Source organism: Sphingomonas profundi (assembly GCF_009739515.1).
Taxonomy (GTDB): domain Bacteria; phylum Pseudomonadota; class Alphaproteobacteria; order Sphingomonadales; family Sphingomonadaceae; genus Alterirhizorhabdus; species Alterirhizorhabdus profundi.
Genome location: NZ_CP046535.1, coordinates 3,319,829 through 3,340,223 on the forward strand (window position 1 = coordinate 3,319,829; position 20,395 = coordinate 3,340,223).

Genomic DNA, 20,395 nt, shown 5'->3' on the forward strand with positions numbered 1-20,395 from the left:
CCGCATCCGCCTGCCTAAATCCTGGGCAGGTGCACACGGCTGCTTAAACTCTGTGCGTCGACGCCGTCGACCGTAGCGGTTCTGCTGCATCGCGGTGCATGAATCCGGATCGGTTCCATCTGGCACGCCCCTTGCGATCATTTTCGGTCAGCAAGCAGGGAGGCGGAATGAAACTCGTCATAGCCATCATCAAGCCGTTCAAGCTGGACGAGGTGCGCGAGGCGCTCTCCGGCCTGGGCGTGCAGGGCATGACCGTGACCGAGGTGAAGGGCTTCGGACGGCAGAAGGGCCAGACCGAAATCTATCGCGGCGCCGAATACAGCACGAACATGGTGCCCAAGATCAAGGTGGAGGTGGCCTGCACCAGCGAACTCGCCGGCCGCGTGGTCGAGGCGATCCAGCAGTCGGCCAACACCGGCGCGATCGGCGACGGCAAGATCTTCGTCGTCGATATCGCCCAGGTGGTGCGCATCCGCACCGGCGAAACCGATGACGTCGCACTCTGAGCCGCGTTCCAGGAAACAAGGGGGACACATGAAGCTATCGACGAAGATCGCGGCGGGAGCCGGCTTGCTGGGGGTGGCCGTACTGGCCGCGCATCCGGCCTTCGCCCAGGTCGCCGGCGGACAGGCGAGCGGCGCGACCGCCGCCGTGGCCGATGCCGCCGCAGCCGCGCCCGCGGCACCCACGCCGGACAAGGGCGACACCGCCTGGATGCTGATCTCCTCGGCCCTGGTGCTGATGATGTCGGTGCCGGGCCTCGCCTTGTTCTACGGCGGCCTCGTGCGCGCCAAGAACATGGCCTCGGTGCTGACGCAGGTCTTCATGATCGTCTGCATCGCGGCGCTGCTCTGGGTGACGTGGGGCTACAGCCTGGCCTTCACCGAAGGCGGCGCGATCGTCGGCGGCCTCTCCAAGCTGTTCCTGAAGGGGGTCGATGCGACCACCAATGTCGCGACCTTCTCCGAGAAGGTGGTGATCCCCGAATATGTCTACATCTGCTTCCAGATGACCTTCGCCTGCATCACGCCGGCGCTGATCGTCGGCGCCTTTGCGGAACGGGTGAAGTTCTCCGCGCTGATGCTGTTCATGGCGCTGTGGGTGACGCTCGTCTACTTCCCGATGGCGCACATGGTCTGGTACTGGGATGGTCCGGACGCCATGGTCGCGGCGGGCGTCGCCGGGCAGGCGGCCTATGACACGGCGCTCGGCCATGCCGGCCTGCTGTTCCAGTGGGGCGCGCTCGATTTCGCCGGCGGCACCGTCGTCCACATCAACGCGGGCATCGCCGGCCTGGTCGGCTGCCTCATCATCGGCAAGCGCACCGGCTACCCGCGCGAGCCGATGCCGCCGCACTCGCTGACCATGACGATGATCGGCGCCTCCCTGCTGTGGGTCGGCTGGTTCGGCTTCAACGCCGGCTCCAACCTGGAGGCCAACGGCGTCACTGGCGTTGCCTTCATCAACACCTTCGTCGCTACCGCCGCCGCCGCCCTCTCGTGGCTGCTGGTGGAGCAGGTCGCCAAGGGCAAGCCGTCGCTGCTCGGCGCCGTCACCGGCGCGGTCGCCGGCCTCGTCGCCGTCACCCCGGCGGCGGGCTTCGCCGGCCCGATGGGCTCGGTGATCCTGGGCCTGATCGTCTCGCCGATCTGCTTCTTCTTCGTCACCACGGTGAAGGGCAAGCTGGGCTACGACGACTCGCTGGACGTGTTCGGCGTCCACTGCATCGGCGGCATCACCGGCGCGCTCGCCACGGGCATCCTGGTGGCGCCGGCGCTCGGCGGGCAGGGCGTGGCCGACTATCTGGCGCAGCCGGGCACGATCCAGTTCACCTATCTGGGCTATGGTGCGCAGCTGTGGATCCAGCTGAAGGCGGTGATCTTCACCCTCCTCTGGTCGGGCATCGGCTCCGCCATCCTGTTCTTCGTGATCGACAAGACGCTGGGCCTGCGGCCGACCGTGGAAGTCGAGCATGAGGGCCTCGACATCGCCGAGCATGGCGAGCGGGCCTACCATTATTGACGAGTTCGGGGGCGGTTGAGGCCGCCCCCTCAAGGGGTTCCTCCTGCGAACGACTGGGCCGGCGAGGCGACTCGCCGGCCCCCTTTTTTGTCCGAAGGGCCGCCGGCCGTCAGCGCAGCACGGGCGAGATGTCGTAGCCGGCCGCCTCCGCCTTGGCGCGCAGCACCGCCGGATCGTCGCCGGCCGCCATCCGCGCCAGCGCCCAGACGAAGGTGGAGCGCGTGCCGGACCGGCAGAAGGCCAGCACCGGCCCGGGCGCTGCGGCCAGCGCCGCGCCCATCTGATCCACCTGCTGCCGGGTGAAGCCGGCGTGGGTGATCGGGATCGCCACATAGCCGAGCCCCGCCGCCGCCGCCGCCGCCGCGATCTCGTCGCCGGTCGGCTGGCCGGGCTGCTCGCCCTCCGGCCGGTTGTTGACGATGACGGCGAAGCCCTGCCGCGCCGCCTCCGCCACATCCTCCTGGCCGATCTGGCCGGCCACCGAGATATCGTCGTCAAGCGTGCGGAACATGGGCTTTCTCCTCTGGAGACGCCTTAATGTCGCGGCGGCGAGCAGGGAAGCGGCCGGCGTTCCGGGAAGATCCCCGTCAAGCCGCCGCACGATCCTTCGAGGCGAGACGCCGGCGGCGTCGGACAGGCGCCGTTGGCAAGGCGGGCGGCGGCGGGAAGGAGCACGGCTGTCGATCCGGCGGCAGAGTGCCCCGCTCAGCGATACCACGCGTCGGCGGGCACGCGCGGCGCGATCTCGCCGCCGTCGCGGCTGAGGCCTGGATGGTAGGAGGGGTCCGCATCCAGCCACGCGCCCCAGCGGGCGAGGAAGCGGGCATGGTCCTCGCCCGATCCCGCCGGCCGATCCTCTGCCGTGGCCGGGCAGGCGAACTCGGCCGCCGGATCGTACACGATGCGCAGCCCCATGCTGCGCAGGCGCAGGCACAGGTCCGCATCGCCGAGCAGGCCGGCGAAGCGCGCGTCATACCCGTTCGCCAGCGCCATCACCGATCGGCGGGTGGCGAACACGGTGCCCTCCACCATGGACCATTCGCGCTGGGCCAGCGCCCAATCCTGATAGGTGCCGGCCAGCCGCCGCCGGCCGCGCCACGGCGCGTCCACCGCGCCTTTTATGGGCGCGAGGCCGGCGTGGCGCAGCCGGCCGTCCTCACCCACAAGCCGCGCGCCGACGCCGCCGACGCCCTCGTCCACCGCATGGCCCAGCAGCGCCCGCAGCCAGCCCGCCTCGGTCGGCACCGCATCCTCGCGCAGGAAGACGATCTGCTCGCTCTCCGCCGCGCGCCACAGGGCGTTGCGGCACGCGGCATCGCCCTCGGCCGGGTCGATGGCGACGTGGCGCACCTCGCACGCGGGCGCGGTTGGCAGTGGATCGGCGTCCGCCAGGATCAGGCTGAGCCGGTCCTGCGGCCAGTCCACCGCGGCGATCGCCTCGATCAGCCGGCGGCGGCGCGACGGATCGGGCGCGGGGGCGGGCACGATCAGCAGCGACACCGCCGGGATCCGCGCCGCATCGAAGCGTCGGCGGGCCGCCAGCAGCTCCGGGGCGCGCCCGTCGACGATGTCGTGCCCGGCGAGGGATGGCAGCGCCCGCAGCATCACCCGCCGCTCCTCGCGCGGCACCCGCTCGCGGCGGCCGGCGGTGGCGATCAGCACCGCCGGGATGCGCGCGATCGCCATCCCCGCCTGGTTCGCGCGCAGCAGCAAGTCGTCGCGCGCGGCGGCCCCCCTGGCCGCATCGAACCCGCCGAGCGCGACATAGGCGGAGGCGCGCACGATCAGCGGCCAGCCGACATGATTCTGCGCGATCAGCAGGGTGGCATCGAAGCCGGGCTTCAGCCGCAGCTGGTCGATCGGCTCCGCCTCGCCGAGCGCGAGATCGTCGGCGTAGAAGATCGCCACATCCATGCGGCCATCGGCCTGATCGCGCACCGTCTGCGCAAAGGCAGGCGCCGCCACCGCGTCGGCCGGCGCGAAGGCCAGCCACAGGTCGCGCGAGTCGGGCACGTCGTCCAGCGCCGGCACCGCGCCGTCCGGCCCCACCGGCACGATGCGCAGGCCGCGCGCGTCCGCCAGATCGGCGAAGCGTGTGCCGCGGCGGAGATCGCCGACGATCCGATCCGGCGCGGCGGCGGCATCGTCCGCCGCCAGCGCCTCGGCGAAGCGCGCCAGATAGTCGGTCGCCCGCGCCGCCCACTCGCCGGGCTGCGGCGGCGCCATCAGCGCGACCGGCTGCTCCACCATGCGGGCGAGCGCGGCCGCCGCCGCATCGTCGGCGCTCCACAGCCGGTCGAACGGGGGAAAGGCCTCCGCCGCGCCCTCCAGTTCGTCCGCAGCACCCGTCCAGTAGCCGATCCGGCGCTTCGCCGAGGCGATCGCCTGCCGCTGCCGCCCGGTAAGCGGCGCCGCCGGATCGAGCTGCACCAGCGCGATATCGGCCGGCCCGGCATGATCGAGGATATCCACCGGCGGCGAGACCGTCGCCTGCCCCGTGGTGAGCGGATGGAGGTTCAGCGACGCCCCCGTCCGTCGCAGCACCGCCAGCATCGCCCGCGCCGCATCGCCGGCCGCGCCGCGATCGGCCCAGCGGGCAATGAGGGCGATGCGGAGCGGCCGCTCCGCCGCCGCCGCCGCCGGGTGGACGAGCAGGTCGGCGGACGGCCCCTCCGGCACGCTCCCTCTCGCGAAATCGAGGGTGGCTTCCAGCAGCGGCACGTCGAAGCCGGCCGCGTCCAGCGCGTCGCGCCAGCCCGCCGTATCGGCATCGTGGAAGGTGCCGCGCAGCAGCAGCAGCTTGACGAACGGAAAGCCCCGCTCGATCAGCCCGCGCCAGTCGAACAGGGTCGGGTTGATCGCCCGCGGGCTCGGATAGAGGATCTCGATGCGGTGGCCGGCCGCCTCCATCGTCGGGCCGAACGCCACCTCATAGGTCTGGATCACCTCGTCCTTCGATCCGAGCAGGTGGACCGAGCGCATGAAGCGATGGAACGTCATCGAGGAGAGCAGGCGCGGCCGCACCGCCAGGAAGTAGGTCTGCACGTGCCAGCGATGCTCGTGGCTGGCGGTGAGCGCGACGAGATCGGCCGCACTCGCCCGCACGCGATCGAGCAGCGCCGCCATCGCCTCGCCGCCGGCCGGAAAGACGCTGTCGTTGAGCAGATACAGCGTCCGCGCGCCATAGGCTTCGGGCATCAGTTTCAGGGCATGCGCCCAGCCGGCGAAATCGTAGCCGGCATTGCCGCGCACCACCGCGCCGGCGACGAGATCGAGCACCGCCGGCGGCAGATCGATCGCGCGATCGACCGCCGCCACCAGCAGCACGGCCACGCCCGCATCGCGCAGCGCGGCGAGATAGGCCGGCACGTGCGGTTTCAGCACGCCCGCGGCGGCGTGGGTGACGAACAGCGCGACCTCCCCGGAAGCCGGTATCGCGAACGGCTTGGCGACGACATGCGGCACGTCCCAGGCCAGCGGCAGCGGCGGCGGGCCCGGCGGGCGCGGGTGCAGCCGCACCGGCGATCCCTCCAGCGCGCGGCCGTCGGGCAGGCGATGGACCGACACGTCGACCGACTCGCCATCCACGGGCAGATAAGCGTCGAAGCCGAAGCCGCGCACGTCCGGCCGCGGCTGCGCGGCCGTGAGCGTGGCGATCGGCGCGCCATCGACGCGGAACTCGATCGTCGGCGGCAGCCCGCCGGGATCGGGCGCGGCGTGGCCGGCGATGCGCCGGCCAAACCAGCCCTCCAGCCGGCCGGCGAGCGGGTGCAGCACCACCGGCGCGGGATCGAGCGGGCGCCCGTCCGACCGGCGGTAGAGCATTACGGGCACCATCGCGCCGTGAACGTCCAGCGCCGCCTCGAAGCCGTAGCCGCCCGGCTCGCGGCGGCCGTGCGGCCGGATCGTTCCGACGTGCCGGCCCTCGGCCCGCGCATCGAGCAGCGGCGGCAGCCCGTCGCCATCCGGCTCCGCCACGCCGCGCAGCGCGCGATCATACCATTGGTCGATCCGCCCGATCGGGGCCGGCGGCGGCACCGGCTCGCCCGGATGCAGCAGCACCGGCGATCCGGCGAGGGCGTGGCCATCGGCCTGGCGCCAGGCCGATACCAGCACCTCGCCGCCGGCGATGTCGAGCACCGCCTCGAAGCCGCCGCCCGCGCCATCGCGGGGCAAGGAGGCGAGCGCCGTGCCCACCACCCGGCCATCGGCGCGGAACTCGATCACGGCAGGCGCGCCGTCCTCGTCCGGCACCGCGAAGCCGGCGACGGTCCGTTCGTGCCACCCCTCGATCGTGCCGACGAACGGCGCCGGCGCGGGGTGCAGCAGCACCGGCGACTGTACCAGCGCCCGCCCGTCCGCGCGGCTCACCACCACCTGCACGGCGTCGCCCTCGATCGGCAGCGTGGCGGAGAAGCGGAGCGCGCCCGGTTCCGCGCCCGGCCCGTCCGCCAGCGCGCGGCCGACGAGCCGGCCGTCCACGCGGAACTCCACGATAGGCGGCAGGCCCGTATCGTCGGCGGGCACGATGCCGGCGATCGTGCGGTCGTGCCAGTTGTCGACGCGGCCGGGCGGTTCGGCTGCGTCGCTCATTGAGCCCGCCTCCCGGGCCGACTTCCAGACCGATCGGGCCGGACCATGCGTGCCGGTGTGCCCGCGCGTGTTCGGCCGCGCAAGGCCAGCCGCCGCGCCGCCGCCGGTCGTCCGCTCAGGCGCAGGGCTGGATGTCTGGCTGCGGTTCGGTGACGGCGGCGGGTTGGGAGAGGCGGGCGAGATCGGCCTCGACCATCTCGACGATCATCCGCTCGAGCGAGGTCTCGGCCGCCCAGCCGAGCGCCGCCTTCGCCTTGGTGGCGTCGCCCAGCAGCACGTCCACCTCGGACGGGCGGAAGAGATCGGGGTCGATCACCAGATGGTCGTCCATCGCCAAGCCGACATGCTCGAACGCGATCCGGCACATGTCGCGCACCGTCGTCGTCACGCCCGTCGCCACCACATAGTCGTCCGGCGTCTCCTGCTGCAGCATCAGCCACATCGCCTTCACATAGTCGCGCGCATGGCCCCAGTCGCGCTTGGCGTCGATGTTGCCCAGGCGCAGCTCCGTCGCCAGCCCCAGCTTGATCCGCGCCACCCCGTCCGTCACCTTGCGCGTCACGAACTCCACGCCGCGCAGCGGGCTCTCATGGTTGAACAGGATGCCCGACGACGCGTGCATGCCGAAGCTCTCGCGATAGTTCACCGTGATCCAGTGGCCGTAGAGCTTGGCCACCGCATAGGGCGAGCGCGGGTAGAAGGGCGTCGTCTCCGACTGTTCCGGCTGCTGGATCAGCCCGTACATCTCCGACGAGGACGCCTGGTAGAAGCGCGTGTCCGGCTTGATCAGCCTGAGCGCCTCCAGCACGTTCGTCACGCCCACCGCGGTGATGTTCGCCGTCAGCACCGGCTGCCGCCACGATGTCGCGACAAAGCTCTGCGCCGCCAGATTGTAGAACTCGTCCGGCCTAACCTCGCTCACCACCCGCACCAGCGACGACAGGTCCGACAGGTTGGCGTCGTGCAGTTTCAGCCGGTCCGCTATCCCCAGCCACCGCAGCCGGTGATCCGCCACGCCCAGATGCGACGAGCGACGGATGATCCCGTGGACCTCATACCCTTTCCGCAGCAGAAGCTGCGCCAGATACGCGCCGTCCTGACCCGTCACACCCGTGATCAACGCACGCTTCGTCATCCGTCTTCCCGTACACCGTGGCGCCATCCCCGCCGGGCGGGGCACGGTGTCGCTAGACCAAAGCCCCGCCTTTGCAAACCGCTATCCGAACCGTTCCCGCGTGGAGATCGGCGTCGGCCGCGGCCTCAGGCGGCGGGCTCCAGATGATCGGCATAGCCGGCCAGGAAGGCGGGATCGACGAAGCATTGCCGCAGCGTGACGGACTGGAAGCGCCACCCTTCGGCCGTGCGCACATAGCTGTCGCTGTAGATGTTCGAGAGCCAGATCGGCGCCGGATCGTCCGCCGTGGTGAAGGCGAACAGGCCGGTGACGCTGCCGGACGCGCGATCGCCCTCGATCTCGATCAGCGGGTTCAGCATATAGTGCATGGCGCACTGCCACTGGGTGGTGAGCGCGCCCATCATCGCCTCGATCTCGGCCGGGCCGGTGGCCGCGCCCATGCCGACGTCGAAGGTGCCGTCCTCCGCGAACAGGGCGGCGAACGCCTTCAGGTCGCCCCCCTGCCCGTCGAGGATGTTGGCGCCATAGGCATAGCGCGAGCGCAGCTTGGTGAGCTCCTGCATGTCCTCGATGCGCTGCAGCCGCTGCTCGATCGAGAGGTCGCTCATCGCCGTCCTTCCAGATAGTCGTTCAGCACCTCGTGGAAGAAGCGCACGCGCGTCTCCTGCGCGGCGAGATACGCGTCGGTATAGCCCTGCGAGCGCATGCCGCGCTGCTGCCCCTCGGCCAGCATCATGTCCTGATAGACGATCTGCCCCTCCAGCTCGGGGATGCCGCGGCCATTGTCGAACTGGCGATGGTCGAACTCGGCCTCGGCCAGCGGCTTCGGCCCGGCCATGATGCTCTCCACCGTGGTGCCGCTGCCGGCCGGCCAGGCCATGCACCACAGATCGAACGTGCACTTGTTCGGATCGTCGGGATGCGGCTCGGTGCGGAAGAAGATGAAATTGTCGGGCAGGAACGAGAGGGTGACGTTCGGGAACAGCACGGTATGCGGGCTGTCGGTCAGCTCCTCGTCGTTCATATGTTCATAGTGGGCGAAGCCTCTGGCCTTCCAGTTGGCGCGCTTGGCGGCCTTCAGGTCTAGCCAGCCCTGCATCGCCTTGGTCTCGAAGTCCGGATAGGAGTCCGGGTCGATGTCCCACTGGCGCAGGATATAGTCGAACGGATGGTCCACGCCTTCCGGCAGGCGATCGGTGAGCGACGGGCGCATCGGCTGCACGGTGCGGCCATGCCCCTGCGGGTACATTTCGTGGCGCGAGCTGTCGACGTCCTGGTCGATCCACGGCGGCACCTGCGGGTGGGCGGTGCGGGTGTGGTAGCTCTCGGAGAAGTTGTCGGTCGCGAACTTCCAGTTCGTGTTCAGATCGATCTTCATCCACACCACGCGGGTGAGGCTGTCGAGCGGGTAGTTCTTGTAGATCTCCGGTATGGGATCGAGGAATTCCATGAGGCCCGGCGCGGTATCGCTCATGCAGTACCAGATGAAGCCGCCCCACGTGTCGCAGCGCAGCTCCTTCAGCTTCAGCTTGCCGCACGGATTGCCCTGAGGGAAATCCTCCGGATCCTGCAGATCCTTGAGGATGCCGTCGGTGCCCCACAGCCAGCCGTGATACGGACATTCGAAGCCGGCGTTCACACTGGCCGAGTTCCACACCAGCCGCTGCCCGCGATGGCCGCAGGCATTGTAGAACGCCTTGATCGAGCCGTCCTCCTGGCGGACGCAGATGACGCTCTCGTGCATGAAGTCGTGCACGACATAGTCGCCCGCCTCCTCCAGCTCGTTCACGCGGCCGGCGACGTGCCAGATCCGCTTCCACATGTGCTCCCACTCGCGATCGGCGAAGTCCTTGGACCAGTAGCGGTCGCCGGTGATCGGGTCGCCGCGCAGATTGGCCGAGTCGCGGCCGTCCATCGTCAGCGGATGCTTCACGGGCTGTGTCATCGATCCTCCATCCCATCCGCGACTCGCGCGGTCTGTCCTTGCGATTGGTCGAACGTCCAATTTACCGCGATCCTAGCTTCGGTCGGCGGCCATGCAACTGGTAAAAGATCAAGGTTCGCTCAGCGGAAGCGGGCGAGATCGATCGGCACGTCGAACGCCTTGCCGCTCGCATCGGTGAATTGCAGCCGACCGGCGCGCTGGCCCGCGCCGGCCAGCGCGGCTAGATCGAAGCGGTACGTCACGGTGGCCACGCGCCGCTCGCGCGCCCCCGCCGCCAGCGGATAGACCGCCTCCGACAGCGGCGAGTGATCCGGCGGGCCGCTGGCCGGAACCGTCGCGCCATCGAACGCCAGCCGCGCCGGGCCGAAGCGATCGGCAAAATCCCTGTCCTCCGCATCCCTGCCGTGCGCGTAGATCAGGATGGCGAGCGTCCCCGCCGGCAGCCCGGCCCGGCGATAGGCGTCCTCGGGCGAAACGGGGCGTTCGGTGTAGGCGGCGATGAAGGCGGCGTGGCGCGTCCGCTCCCAGGGGGTCGCAACGACGATCGCGTCGACGCTGCCGTCGGCCGGATCGATGCCGCGCGCGTCGCGCACCGCGTAGAGCACATGGTCCTTCACGCGGTAGCCCTCGTGCGCCGCCACCATCGCGCGCGCCTCGCCGGCGGCCGCCGTGATCGCGGCCGGGCCGGGCGCCAGGTCAGCCGCCGTCGCCGGGCAGGTCGCGGCCAGCGCCAGGATCGCGGCGGCGGCCCTCATCGGTCCGGCAGGGCGAACACGACCACGGTCATCGCGCCCGTCGTCCTCCAGGTGCTGCGCGAGCTGTTGCCCGAGGTGATCGCAACATACTGCTTGCCGCCGACCAGGTAGGTCGATGCGGCGCCCGCCACCGCGCCGCCGGTGTTGAAGCTGTAGAGCACCTCGCCGCTCGTTGCGCTCAACGCCAGGAAGTTGCCGTCGAGATCGCCGGTGAACACCACGTCGCCGGCGGTGGGCGTCAGGGCCGCCAGCATCGGCGTGCGCGCCTCGCGCGACCACATCTCCTTGCCGGTCGCGGCGTCCAGCGCCTTCGTCCAGCCCTTGGCGGTCTCCACCGGATCCCAGGTATGGTCGCCGCCGAAATAGGAGGAGCCCTCGATATAGCGGCTTTCTGACAGGCGGGTCGTGCCGCACCAGTTGACCGAATTGACGTAGAGCCGCTTCTGCTTCGGCGAGTAGGCCGTGCCGTTCCACTGCACGCCGCCGACGATGCCGGGGCAGTGATGCACGCCCTCCGGCGTGATCGGCGTGTCGATATTCTCGTGCGGGCTCACCTCGGTCTTCGCCACCAGCCGGTGCGTCTTGCGATCGTAGATATAGACCCAGCCGCCCTTGTTCGCGACGGCCATATAGCCCTTGCCGCCCTGATCGTAGACGATCGGCGAGGCGGCGGTATCCCAGTCGTGGATGTCGTGGGGCACCTGCTGCGCCCACCATTTCAGCTTGCCCGTCTTGTAGTCGACGACGACGACCGAGTCGGTGAACAGATTGTCGCCGGGCCGCAGCGCACCGTCATAATCGGGCGCCGGATTGCCGACGGAGAAGTAGAGCGAGCCGTCCTTCGGCTGGAGGGCGAACGACGCCCACATCGATCCGCCGCCCTTCTCGGCGCCCTTCTTCCACGTCTCCGCGCCGGTCTCCTTGCCGGTCGGGATCACGTTGAAGGTCCATACGCGCCTGCCGGTCTCGACATCGAAGGCGAAGATGTGGCCGTTCGCGCCCCAGTCCGCCCCGGCCTCGCCGATGAAGACGAGCCCGTCATAGGCGACCGGCGCGGCGCTCAGCCAATAGCCATGCTCCTTGTTGGACATGTGGACGTCCCACAGCTGGTCGCCCGTCTTCGCGTCGATGGCGATGAAGTGGCCGTTCGGCGTCACGCGGAACAGCTTGCCGCGATAGATCGCCACGCCGCGGCTCAGCACCACCGTCGTCGAATTGTCGGCCGGGTAGCTGTTCACCCACTTCTTGCGGCACGTCGCCGGATCGATCGCATAGGTGCTGTAGGGCGAGGTGATGTACATCGTCCCGTCATAGACGACGGGGCTCGCCTGGAAGGCGCCCACCTCGCCCAGCTGGAACACGCATTTTGCGACGAGCGTCTTCGCGTTGCCGGCGTTGATCTGGTCCAGCGCCGAATAGCGCGTCCCGTCATAGCCCTTATTGTACATCAGCCAGACGGAATCGTCGGCCTTCACCAGATCGGCATCGTCCGGCCCGGCGGTGGTCGCCTTGGCGACGGTGGCGGGCGGCGCGGGCAGCACCGGCCGCTCGCGCGGCGCCATCGGCACGGCCGCGCCACCCGGCGGCACCAGCGCCACCTTGATGCTCTCGGCGGTCATCGGCGCCGCCGTCGGCTGGTAGCCGTTGCGCGAGAGGATGTAGGCGGTGAGATCGGTATATTGCTGGTCGGTCAGGCTGCGCGGGGCCTGCAGCGGCATCATGCTCCTCATGATGTGGAACAGGTCGTCCACCGTCTTGCGGCCGGATGCCCACATCTGGGCGAAATGGGTGCCGGCCAGCGCCGGCCCGGCCACCCCTTCCAGCGACGCGCCGTGGCAGGCGGCGCATTCCCGGTCGTAGATCACCCGGCCGGAGGCGGCCTGCGCGGCGGTGAAGCTCGGCGCGTCGGTGACGCGCGGGGCGGGGTTCTCCGCCGGTACCGCGCCGACGAGCGCCGGCAGCGCCGCCATCAGGGCGGCGGCGGCAAGGATCAGGCGGCTGTGCGGAATGGCCAAGCGATATCCTCTCGCAATCGCGGGCCGGTCGCCATCGCCGACCTCGCGCACTCACCAATTATATTTGAAGTCCAGGCCATATTCGCGCGGCGCCCCCAGCGAGGCGATCGCGAACGTGCCGGGCAGATAAAGCTTCTGCCCGTAATAATGCTTGTTGAAGATGTTGCGGCCATAGGCGCCGATCGACCACCGCTCGCTCTCCGGCGACCAGGAGATGTTGCCGTTGACGAGGTTGATGTTGCCCACCTTCTCCTGCGGCAGATCGGTGAAGTTGGTGAACTTGGAGCTGGTGAACGTATATTGGCCGAAGAAGGAGGCAGCGCCGGGGCCGATTGGCAGCTTGTAGTTCAGGTTGGCCGATGCGCTCCACTTCGGCGAGTTCATCAGCCGGTTGCCCTTGAAGCTGGCCGGCACCAGGCTGTTCGTCGCAGGATCGAGGATCAGCGTGTCATACTTGCTGTACTTGGCATCCAGATAGGCGGCGGTGCCGCCGATCGTCAGCCCTTCCACCGGCAGCGCCGTCACCTCCAGCTCGAACCCCTTGGTCTTGGCGCGGCCGGCGTTCACGATGCTCGCGCTGTTGCGCCCGTCAGGGTAGGTGATGTTCTGCGTGATCTGCATGTCCTTGTAGATATTGTAGAAGGCGGACAGGTTCACGCGCAGGTGGCGATCGAGCAGGTCGGCCTTGGTGCCGATCTCGAACGTGTCGAGATGCTCTGGGCCGAACGGCCCGATATCCTCGGCGCGGGCGATACGGCCGGTGAAGCCGCCCGATTTGAAACCGCGCGCATAATAGCCGTAGACGAGGATCGTCGGATCGATCTTGTAGTCGAGGCCGACCTTATAGCCCACATTGTTCCACGATTTGCGGCCGGCGGCGCTGATGAACGAGCCGGGGATCAGCGGATCGTTGAAGTCGGAGAGGGCGCCCGGCGTGACGCTGATCGTGTTCGCCGTCGTCGATACGGCTTCCGTCTTCTCGTGGGCGTAGCGGATGCCCGCCTGGAAGCGCAGCGAATCGGTGATGTCGACGTAGAGCTGCGAGAAGGCGGAGAGCGACCAGTTCTTCTGGTACTGCGTCTGCGGCTGCCCCAGGCCCGGCAGGAACCCGTCGAGGTGGGTCTGCTGGAACAGGTGATATTTCTGGTAGAAGCCGAAGCCGCCGACGATCAGCTGCACCCTGTCGCCGAGGCGGATCGCGTCGCGCAGCTCCTGCGAGAGCTGATACTGGTCGGAACGGCGGCGCGTATCCAGGAAGTTGCCGACCAGCGCGTCGTCGTCGCTGTAGAGATCGCTGTCATATTTGCGATAGTTGGTGATCGACACAAAATCGCCGGCGCCCGTGTCCTTCAGGTTCTGCGTCAGGGTGACGCTGTAGGTGTCGCGATCATTCTGGTCCGGCACGCGCGCGCTCTGGCCGCGCACGAAGCGCGGATCGCCATCGATCTGGCTCTCGCCCGGCACGTAGATCACCTGGCTCGCGTCGGAGAAGTTGATGTTGGTCTGCGACCCGTTGCGGCTGCGATTATACTCGCCGATCAGCGTGGCGTCATAGTCGCCGCTCTCATATTTCAGGTAGGCGCGGATGCCGGTATTGTCGAGCTTGCCGAGCCGACGGCCGTCCAGCCGGTTGCGGAAGAAGCCGTCGCGACCGGTGTGCAGCACGCTGATCTTGCCGGCCAGGCTCTCGGTGATCGGAAAGTTGAGCGCGGCGTTCACGTCCAGCCGGTCGTAATTGCCGTAGACGACCTGCGCCTCGCCGCCGAACTCGCCGGTCGGCTGCTTGGTGACGACGTTGATGACGCCGCCCGTGGTGTTCGCGCCGAACAGCGTGCCCTGCGGCCCGCGCAGGATCTCCACCCGGTCGATGTCGAACAGGGAGAGCAGGGCGGCGGTGTTGACGCCCACCACCACGCCATCCACCACCACCGACACGGTCGTACCGACATAGGGATCGGCATCGTTCACGCCGACGCCGCGGATGGTGAACACGGCCGAGTCCGGCGAGTTCGAGAAGCTGTTGATCTGCACGTTGGGGATCGAATTGGCGAGCCCCTGCACGTTCGTGATGTTCTGGTTCCTGATCGCCGCGCCGGTGACAGCCGTGACCGAGATCGGCACGCTCTGGAGGTTCTCCGATCGCTTCTGCGCGGTGACGACGATCTCCTCCAGGCCGCCGGCGCTGGTGCCGCCGTCGGTTGGCACCGGAATGTCGCTGGCGGGCGTGGGCGGGGTGGGGCCTGCCGTCACGCCACCCGGCGCCGGCGCGCCCGGCAGCGCCGCGTTCGTATCCTGCGCCAGCGCCGCCTGCGCGAACGCAAAGCCGCCGACGCCGATCAGCAGCGGCGCGGCCAGACGCCTGCTCCGAGTGGAAACGCCCATGGCCAAACTCCCCCAACGTCCTGCGGCGTCGCGTGCCCGCGATCTTCCGATGATTGCCCGGTCACGCAGACACCAGTCCGGCTGCCGCCGAAACTAGCCATATCGTCAGGCTTCTGGTCGATCGTCCAGTTCGGGCGATCGCACGCCGCCCGGCCGACTAGCCGATGTCAGAGGTGAAGACGCGCACGCCTCTGATAGTCCGGACGGGCAAGACGCGGGCACGCGCCACCGGGAGAGAGACATGGCGAACGCCGCATCGCACATCCCCAACGGCACCTATTTCCAGGCCTGCTGGGTCGTGAACGACCTGCATGCCGCCATGCGCTACTGGCGCGAGACGCAGGGCGTCGGCCCGTTCTACTATCTCGAACATCCGGTGGTGCACGATTTCTCCCATCGCGGCACGCCGACGACGCTGGATTTCACCGCCGCGCTCGCCCAGGCCGGCCCCCTTCAGATCGAGCTGATCGCCCAGCGCGACGGGCGAGGCTCCGCCTATCGCGACAGCTTCGCCGAGGGGCAGGAGGGCTTCCACCATCTCGGCACCATCGCCGACGACTACGACGCCACCTTCGATCATTATCGCGCCCGGGGCTACGAGGTGGCGCACATGGGCGTCTCCGGCGACATGCGCTTCGCCTATTTCGATACCCGGCGGGACATGGCCTGCATGGTCGAGATCATCGAGCGCAAGCAAAGCATGACCGATTTCTTCCGCATGATCGCCGATGCCGCGATCGACTGGGACGGCAGCGATCCCTATCGCTGCGTCACCCTCTGAAAGGCCGGGCCATGCGCAACATCCAGGGCGTTCACCACGTCGCCGTCTCGGTGCCGGACATCGCGACCGCCCGCCGCTTCTACCTCGACCTGCTCGGCGCGACGGAGGTCAGCGCGGTCGAGTGGCCGGCCGGCAACAGCTTCATCGACGAGATCGTCGGCCTGAAGGACTGCGCCGGCAAGAGCTTCATGGCGCGGCTGGGCAACACCTATGTCGAGGTGTTCGAATATCTCGAGCCGCGCGCCGCGCCGCAGGATCCGAACCAGCCGGTCAACACCTTCGGCTACACCCATTTCGGCCTGCAGGTCGACGATATCCACGCCGTCTACGATCGCATGCTGGCCGCCGGCTGCACCTTCCACACCCCGCCCCGCCACAGCGGCGGCGACTTGGAGAAGGATGGCCGCCGCCTGGGCTTCCTCTCCACCTACGGCCGCGATTTCTTCGGCAACGTGTTCGAGCTGATCCAGATCGACCAGGAGAGCGCGATCGCGCCGCTGTGACGCCCTGAGGGCCGGCGCTCCTCCATCCGCAGTGGAACCGGCTCAGGCCGCCAGCGGGACGCGCACCTGCGCCACGAAGCCCTCGCTCGATCGCAGCAGCCGCACGTCGCCGCCATGCGCGCGGGTGATCGATCGGCACACGGCCAGGCCCAGCCCGCTGCCCTTCGCGCCGGAACTGAGCGCCGCCTCGCTGCGGTAGAACGGCTCGAACACCCGCTCCAGCTCGTCCTCGGGCAGGCCCGGCCCGTCGTCGATGATCTCGGCCACCGCCAGATCGGGTTCGGTGCGCAGCCGCACGCGGGCGCGCGCGCCGTACTTCACCGCATTCTCCAGCAGATTGTCCAGCACGCGGCGCATGCCGAGCACGTCCACCTCCACGGTCGCCGATCCTCCCTGCTCCACCCGCACGTCGTTGCCGACCATCACCGCATCCTCGACCACGTCGTCCACCAGGGTGCGCAGGTCCAGCCGCTCGCGCGCGTTCGGGGTGGAGGCGTCGCGGATGAAATCCAGCACGGAGCTGATCATCGCCTCCATCTCCGCCACCTCCTCCAGCATGCCCTCGCGCTGCTCGTCCGGCACGTCCTCGATGCGGAAGCGCAGGCGGGTGAGCGGGGTGCGCAGATCGTGGCTGATGGCACCGACCATGGCCGTGCGATCGTCGACGAAGCTGCGCAGCCGGTTCTGCATCAGGTTGAAGGCGCGCGCGGCGCGGCCCATCTCGGCCGGCCCGTCCAGCGCGATCACCGCGCCCGCCGGATCGCGGCCCAACCGCTCGGCGGCCGCGGCGAAACCCGCCAGCGGCTTCACCAGCCGCCGCGCGAACAGCCAGCCGAGCGGGGCGACGATCGCGAAGGCCACCGCGAACCACAGCAGCAGGCGGCGCTGCCACGCATTGGGGAAGGGCTCGGCCGCCGGCTGCACCACCGACCAGCGGCCGTCGCCCAGCCGCAGCGCCGCGACGAAATCCCCTTCCACGAACGGCGCCGGCGCGAAGCCGAAGAGGCCGCGCGCGGGCGGCGTCACGGCGATCGGCGGGCCGCTGGCCGGCTCGGTCGGCGGCGGAACCGCGCCCGGCGCCGTACCGTCGGTGCCCGGCCCGTCGATCGCGGGTGCGGCCGGCGGTGCTTCGGGCGACGGCGCCGCGCGGCTGACCGGCGGAGGCGGCTCCGGCTGGGCCTGACGCGCGGGCGTGGTATCCGCCAGCGGGGCGGGCGGATCGAGCCGGCGGAAGGCGGGGCGATCGGCCGGCCCGCTCAGCGTGTCCGGCTGGCCCAGCAGCAGGCCGGGGCCGATCGCCGCCCGCCCGAATACGCCCGATCCATACGGACCCTGGCTCGGCGGCCCCGGTCTCAGCGGCGCCTGGCCGAACTGGCCCTCGCCGGCCTGCAACCCGCCACCCTGGAACGCCCCGCCCTGAAACCCCCCGCCCGGAAACTGGCCGGCCTGGGCCGTCGGCGGCAGCGTCGCCTGCGGCGGCACCGTCGCCGGCGTTTGCAGCAGCGGCGGCACGGCGGCGCCGCCATCCCCCGGAATATAGGTGCCGCCGCCCGGCAGCGGCGTGGGATCGACCTGATAGAGCGTACCCGCCCGGGGCGGCAGCATGCCCGCGCCGCCGACGATCGGCCCGGGGCGGCCCTCGCGCGGATGGCCCTCGCTGCCGAGGCGGCCGCCGCCGGGCGCGATGCCGGGCGGAAAGGCGTCGCGCGGCGGTGGCCCGCTGCCGATCGTGCCGCCCTGCACCGGCGGACGGCCCGGCGGCGCGCCCGGCGGCGGCCCCGCCTGGGCCTGCGCCAGGATCAGCCGCGCGCCGCCGAAACGGTCCGCGCCGACGGCCGTGGCCGACAGCGCCGGCACCAGCCCGTCATCGGCCATGCGCCGGCGCGGCGGCGGCAGCGCCGATCCGGCGAAGGGCAGCGGCGTGTAGAAGGAGAGGCTGACGGCGCGATCCTCCACCCGCAGCAGCGCCGCCAGCTCGTGCCGCGATCGCTCCGAAACCAGCCAGCCCGGCCCGCTCAGATCGGGCGGCCCGGCCTGCACCACCCGTTGCAGGCCGCCGCCCGCCGGCTCGCCGCGCAGCACGGCGGCGATGTCGTCCAGGCCGTATTGCGATGGCGGCGCCGGCGGCAGCACCATGGTGAGGAACAGGGTGACGAGTTGCGCTACCACCAGCCCGCCGATCAGCAGCCCCAGGATCTGGAAGGCCAGCGGCGGCCCGCGCCAGCGCCGCCAGCGCGCGTCGCGCGGGGGAACGGGCGCGCTCATGGCAGGATCATGCCATCGCCGCCCGGCCGATGCCACCAGCCGCTCCGCCCCGTGCTCATGCCGCCGCCATAGCGCATTTCCGCGCGCGATCGATGTCGCGATTGTTGCAGCCGGCCCGCGCCGCCCTGCAACAAAGGCGAAACACCACGGGCACGGGGCGCTGGCAAAAGCGCGCCATGCACGCCATCCTCGCCGACATGGACCTCGATACCCGCATCCTTATCGTCGACGACGACGATGGCATCCGCAAGCTGATGTCCTCCTTCCTCGACAAGCACGGCTTCCGCACCGAGACCGCGCGCAGCCCGATCGAAATGCGCGAGAAGCTGGCCGGGCAGCGATACGACCTGATCGTGCTGGACGTGATGATGCCGCGCGAGGACGGCCTGACGGCGCTGCGCGGGTTGCAGAAGACGGACGGGCCGCCGGTCATCATGCTCTCGGCGGTGGGCACCGACGTCGATCGCATCGTCGGGCTGGAGATGGGCGCCGAGGATTATCTGGCCAAGCCGTGCAACCCGCGCGAGCTGCTCGCCCGCATCCGCACCGTGCTGCGCCGGCGCGAGCGCGAGGGCGCGGGAGCGGCGACGGCGCCGGCCGAGGCGCAGGACGGCGGCCGCATCCTCGGCTTCGCCGGCTGGCGCATGGATATGGACGCGCACATGCTCACCGATCCAGCGAATGCCGTCATCAACCTCTCCGACGGCGAGTTCCGCCTGATGCGCGCCTTCGTCGAGCATCCGCGCCGCGTGCTGACGCGCGACCAGCTGCTCGATTTCGCCCGCGGCGAGGACAGCGATCACTATGATCGCGCCATCGACGTGCAGATCAGCCGCCTGCGCCGCAAGCTCGCCACCTGCGAGAGCGCGGTCGATCTGATCCGCACGGTGCGCAACGAAGGCTATATGTTCGTGCCGGTTGTCACGCGCGGCTGATCGTCGCTACGCCCCTGCAACAGCGGCGAAATCCCCCGGCAAAGCGATGGCCGCAGACAGGCCGCCGCATCGGCGCGGCAGGGGCCGCGCCCTATCGGGGAGGTCCATTCTATGATCCGGCACGAGCAGGAAGACCATCACGGGCAGGAAGACCATGATCGCGGGCTCGCCTTCGATCTGGAGACGATCTCGCAGCGCATGGTCGGCCGCCGCCGCGCGCTCGCCTGGTTCGCGACGGCGGGCGCGGGCGCCCTGCTCGCCGGCTGCGGCGGCGGATCGAGCGAGACGGAGAGCGCCAGCAGCACCGTGACGGCCACGCCGACCACCACGACGACGACTACACCCACGACAACGACGACCACCACGACGCCGACCACCACCACCACCGGCACCTGCACCGCCGATCCGGCCGAAACCGCCGGCCCCTACCCGGCCGACGGCACCAACAGCGCGAGCGGCAGCACCTCCAACGTGCTCGTCCAGAGCGGCATCGTGCGCAGCGACATCCGCGCGAGCTTCCTCGGCTCGACGACGGTGGCGACGGGGGTGAAGCTGGTCATCACCCTCACCGTGGTCAACGTGAACGCGGCCTGCGCGGCGCTCTCCGGCTATGCCGTCTACCTCTGGCACTGCAACGAGGACGGCAACTACTCGCTCTACAGCGTACCGGCGGAAAGCTATCTGCGCGGCGTGCAGGTAACGGACTCGAGCGGCCAGGTGACGTTCACCACGATCTTCCCGGCCTGCTATTCGGGCCGCTACCCGCACATGCATTTCGAGATTTTCTCCAGCCTGACCGCCGCCACCAGCGGCCGGGCGGCTCTGCTCACCTCGCAGCTGGCGATGCCGCGCGACGTCTGCACCACGGTGTACGCATCCGGCGGCTACAGCGGCAGCACCAGCCGCCTCGCCAGCGTCACCACCGCCAACGACAACGTGTTCGGCGACAACAGTGCCGCCCAGATCGCGGCGATGACGCCGACCGTCACCGGCAGCGTGTCGGCCGGCTACACCGCCACCGTGACGCTCGGCATAACGGTGTGATCCCGGTTGCCGCCGGGGTC

15 protein-coding genes are annotated in these 20,395 nt (G+C 69.9%); 6 read left to right on the top strand and 9 right to left on the bottom strand.

Annotation, left to right across the window (positions count from 1 at the left end; translation table 11 throughout):
- Nucleotides 1-167: 167 nt before the first annotated feature.
- Complete coding sequence (locus GNT64_RS15935) at nt 168-506, top strand: P-II family nitrogen regulator (protein ID WP_156680418.1); 339 nt, start codon at nt 168-170, stop codon at nt 504-506.
- Nucleotides 507-534: 28 nt separating this feature from the next.
- Nucleotides 535-2,022 (top strand): ammonium transporter, encoded by a 1,488-nt coding sequence (locus GNT64_RS15940; protein WP_156680419.1) that lies wholly within the window; start codon nt 535-537, stop codon nt 2,020-2,022.
- Between the two features lie 109 nt (nt 2,023-2,131).
- Here the strand turns inward: GNT64_RS15940 and GNT64_RS15945 are convergent, their stop codons facing one another.
- From GNT64_RS15945 to GNT64_RS15980, 8 genes are all read right to left on the bottom strand, one after another.
- The gene (locus GNT64_RS15945; RefSeq protein ID WP_156680420.1) at nt 2,132-2,533 is read right to left on the bottom strand and encodes a protein tyrosine phosphatase family protein; all 402 of its coding nucleotides are present in this window, start codon (nt 2,531-2,533) and stop codon (nt 2,132-2,134) included.
- A 194-nt stretch (nt 2,534-2,727) separates the two neighbouring features.
- On the bottom strand, nt 2,728-6,615 hold the full coding sequence (locus GNT64_RS15950; RefSeq protein ID WP_156680421.1) for a rhamnan synthesis F family protein: 3,888 nt from the start codon (nt 6,613-6,615) through the stop codon (nt 2,728-2,730).
- Nucleotides 6,616-6,730: 115 nt separating this feature from the next.
- Nucleotides 6,731-7,750 carry a GDP-mannose 4,6-dehydratase gene (gene gmd / locus GNT64_RS15955; protein ID WP_156680422.1) on the bottom strand — a complete coding sequence of 340 codons (1,020 nt, stop codon included), beginning with the start codon at nt 7,748-7,750 and terminating at the stop codon, nt 6,731-6,733.
- A gap of 125 nt (nt 7,751-7,875) precedes the next feature.
- Nucleotides 7,876-8,358: a nuclear transport factor 2 family protein gene (locus tag GNT64_RS15960; protein WP_156680423.1), complete on the bottom strand. Its 483-nt coding sequence runs from the start codon at nt 8,356-8,358 to the stop codon at nt 7,876-7,878.
- The gene (locus tag GNT64_RS15965) at nt 8,355-9,695 is read right to left on the bottom strand and encodes an aromatic ring-hydroxylating oxygenase subunit alpha (RefSeq protein WP_156680424.1); all 1,341 of its coding nucleotides are present in this window, start codon (nt 9,693-9,695) and stop codon (nt 8,355-8,357) included. The genes GNT64_RS15960 and GNT64_RS15965 overlap by 4 nt, the downstream gene beginning before the upstream one ends.
- A gap of 119 nt (nt 9,696-9,814) precedes the next feature.
- Nucleotides 9,815-10,450, bottom strand: coding sequence for a hypothetical protein (locus GNT64_RS15970; RefSeq protein WP_156680425.1), 636 nt, complete (start codon nt 10,448-10,450; stop codon nt 9,815-9,817).
- The gene (locus GNT64_RS15975; RefSeq protein ID WP_156680426.1) at nt 10,447-12,465 is read right to left on the bottom strand and encodes an outer membrane protein assembly factor BamB family protein; all 2,019 of its coding nucleotides are present in this window, start codon (nt 12,463-12,465) and stop codon (nt 10,447-10,449) included. Before GNT64_RS15975 ends, GNT64_RS15970 begins: the two co-directional genes overlap by 4 nt.
- A 51-nt stretch (nt 12,466-12,516) precedes the next feature.
- Nucleotides 12,517-14,847: a TonB-dependent receptor gene (locus tag GNT64_RS15980; protein ID WP_156680427.1), complete on the bottom strand. Its 2,331-nt coding sequence runs from the start codon at nt 14,845-14,847 to the stop codon at nt 12,517-12,519.
- A gap of 241 nt (nt 14,848-15,088) precedes the next feature.
- Here GNT64_RS15980 and GNT64_RS15985 point away from each other — a divergent pair, with 241 nt between their 5' ends.
- Nucleotides 15,089-15,628, top strand: coding sequence for a VOC family protein (locus tag GNT64_RS15985; RefSeq protein WP_156680428.1), 540 nt, complete (start codon nt 15,089-15,091; stop codon nt 15,626-15,628).
- Nucleotides 15,629-15,639: 11 nt separating this feature from the next.
- The gene (locus tag GNT64_RS15990) at nt 15,640-16,131 is read left to right on the top strand and encodes a VOC family protein (RefSeq protein WP_156680429.1); all 492 of its coding nucleotides are present in this window, start codon (nt 15,640-15,642) and stop codon (nt 16,129-16,131) included.
- Between the two features lie 42 nt (nt 16,132-16,173).
- On the opposite strand, the gene GNT64_RS15995 is transcribed toward GNT64_RS15990, so the two are convergent.
- On the bottom strand, nt 16,174-18,396 hold the full coding sequence (locus GNT64_RS15995; protein ID WP_156680430.1) for an ATP-binding protein: 2,223 nt from the start codon (nt 18,394-18,396) through the stop codon (nt 16,174-16,176).
- A 176-nt stretch (nt 18,397-18,572) separates the two neighbouring features.
- On the opposite strand from GNT64_RS15995, the gene GNT64_RS16000 reads away from it, so the two are divergent.
- Together GNT64_RS16000 and GNT64_RS16005 are read left to right on the top strand one after the other, a co-directional pair.
- Nucleotides 18,573-19,331, top strand: a complete 759-nt coding sequence (locus GNT64_RS16000) for a response regulator (protein WP_231639044.1) — start codon at nt 18,573-18,575, stop codon at nt 19,329-19,331.
- 111 nt (nt 19,332-19,442) lie between these two features.
- Nucleotides 19,443-20,375, top strand: coding sequence for an intradiol ring-cleavage dioxygenase (locus GNT64_RS16005; RefSeq protein WP_156680431.1), 933 nt, complete (start codon nt 19,443-19,445; stop codon nt 20,373-20,375).
- The last annotated feature ends 20 nt before the right edge of the window (nt 20,376-20,395 follow it).

Coding starts and splice junctions, on each gene's coding strand:
- GNT64_RS15935 (WP_156680418.1), top strand. CDS start 168: ATGAAACTCGTCATAGCCATCATCAAGCCGTTCAAGCTGGACGAGGTG.
- gmd (WP_156680422.1), bottom strand. CDS start 7,750: ATGACGAAGCGTGCGTTGATCACGGGTGTGACGGGTCAGGACGGCGCG.
- GNT64_RS15940 (WP_156680419.1), top strand. CDS start 535: ATGAAGCTATCGACGAAGATCGCGGCGGGAGCCGGCTTGCTGGGGGTG.
- GNT64_RS16005 (WP_156680431.1), top strand. CDS start 19,443: ATGATCCGGCACGAGCAGGAAGACCATCACGGGCAGGAAGACCATGAT.
- GNT64_RS15990 (WP_156680429.1), top strand. CDS start 15,640: ATGCGCAACATCCAGGGCGTTCACCACGTCGCCGTCTCGGTGCCGGAC.
- GNT64_RS15950 (WP_156680421.1), bottom strand. CDS start 6,615: ATGAGCGACGCAGCCGAACCGCCCGGCCGCGTCGACAACTGGCACGAC.
- GNT64_RS15980 (WP_156680427.1), bottom strand. CDS start 14,847: ATGGGCGTTTCCACTCGGAGCAGGCGTCTGGCCGCGCCGCTGCTGATC.
- GNT64_RS15960 (WP_156680423.1), bottom strand. CDS start 8,358: ATGAGCGACCTCTCGATCGAGCAGCGGCTGCAGCGCATCGAGGACATG.
- GNT64_RS15970 (WP_156680425.1), bottom strand. CDS start 10,450: ATGAGGGCCGCCGCCGCGATCCTGGCGCTGGCCGCGACCTGCCCGGCG.
- GNT64_RS15945 (WP_156680420.1), bottom strand. CDS start 2,533: ATGTTCCGCACGCTTGACGACGATATCTCGGTGGCCGGCCAGATCGGC.
- GNT64_RS16000 (WP_231639044.1), top strand. CDS start 18,573: ATGCACGCCATCCTCGCCGACATGGACCTCGATACCCGCATCCTTATC.
- GNT64_RS15965 (WP_156680424.1), bottom strand. CDS start 9,695: ATGACACAGCCCGTGAAGCATCCGCTGACGATGGACGGCCGCGACTCG.
- GNT64_RS15995 (WP_156680430.1), bottom strand. CDS start 18,396: ATGAGCGCGCCCGTTCCCCCGCGCGACGCGCGCTGGCGGCGCTGGCGC.
- GNT64_RS15985 (WP_156680428.1), top strand. CDS start 15,089: ATGGCGAACGCCGCATCGCACATCCCCAACGGCACCTATTTCCAGGCC.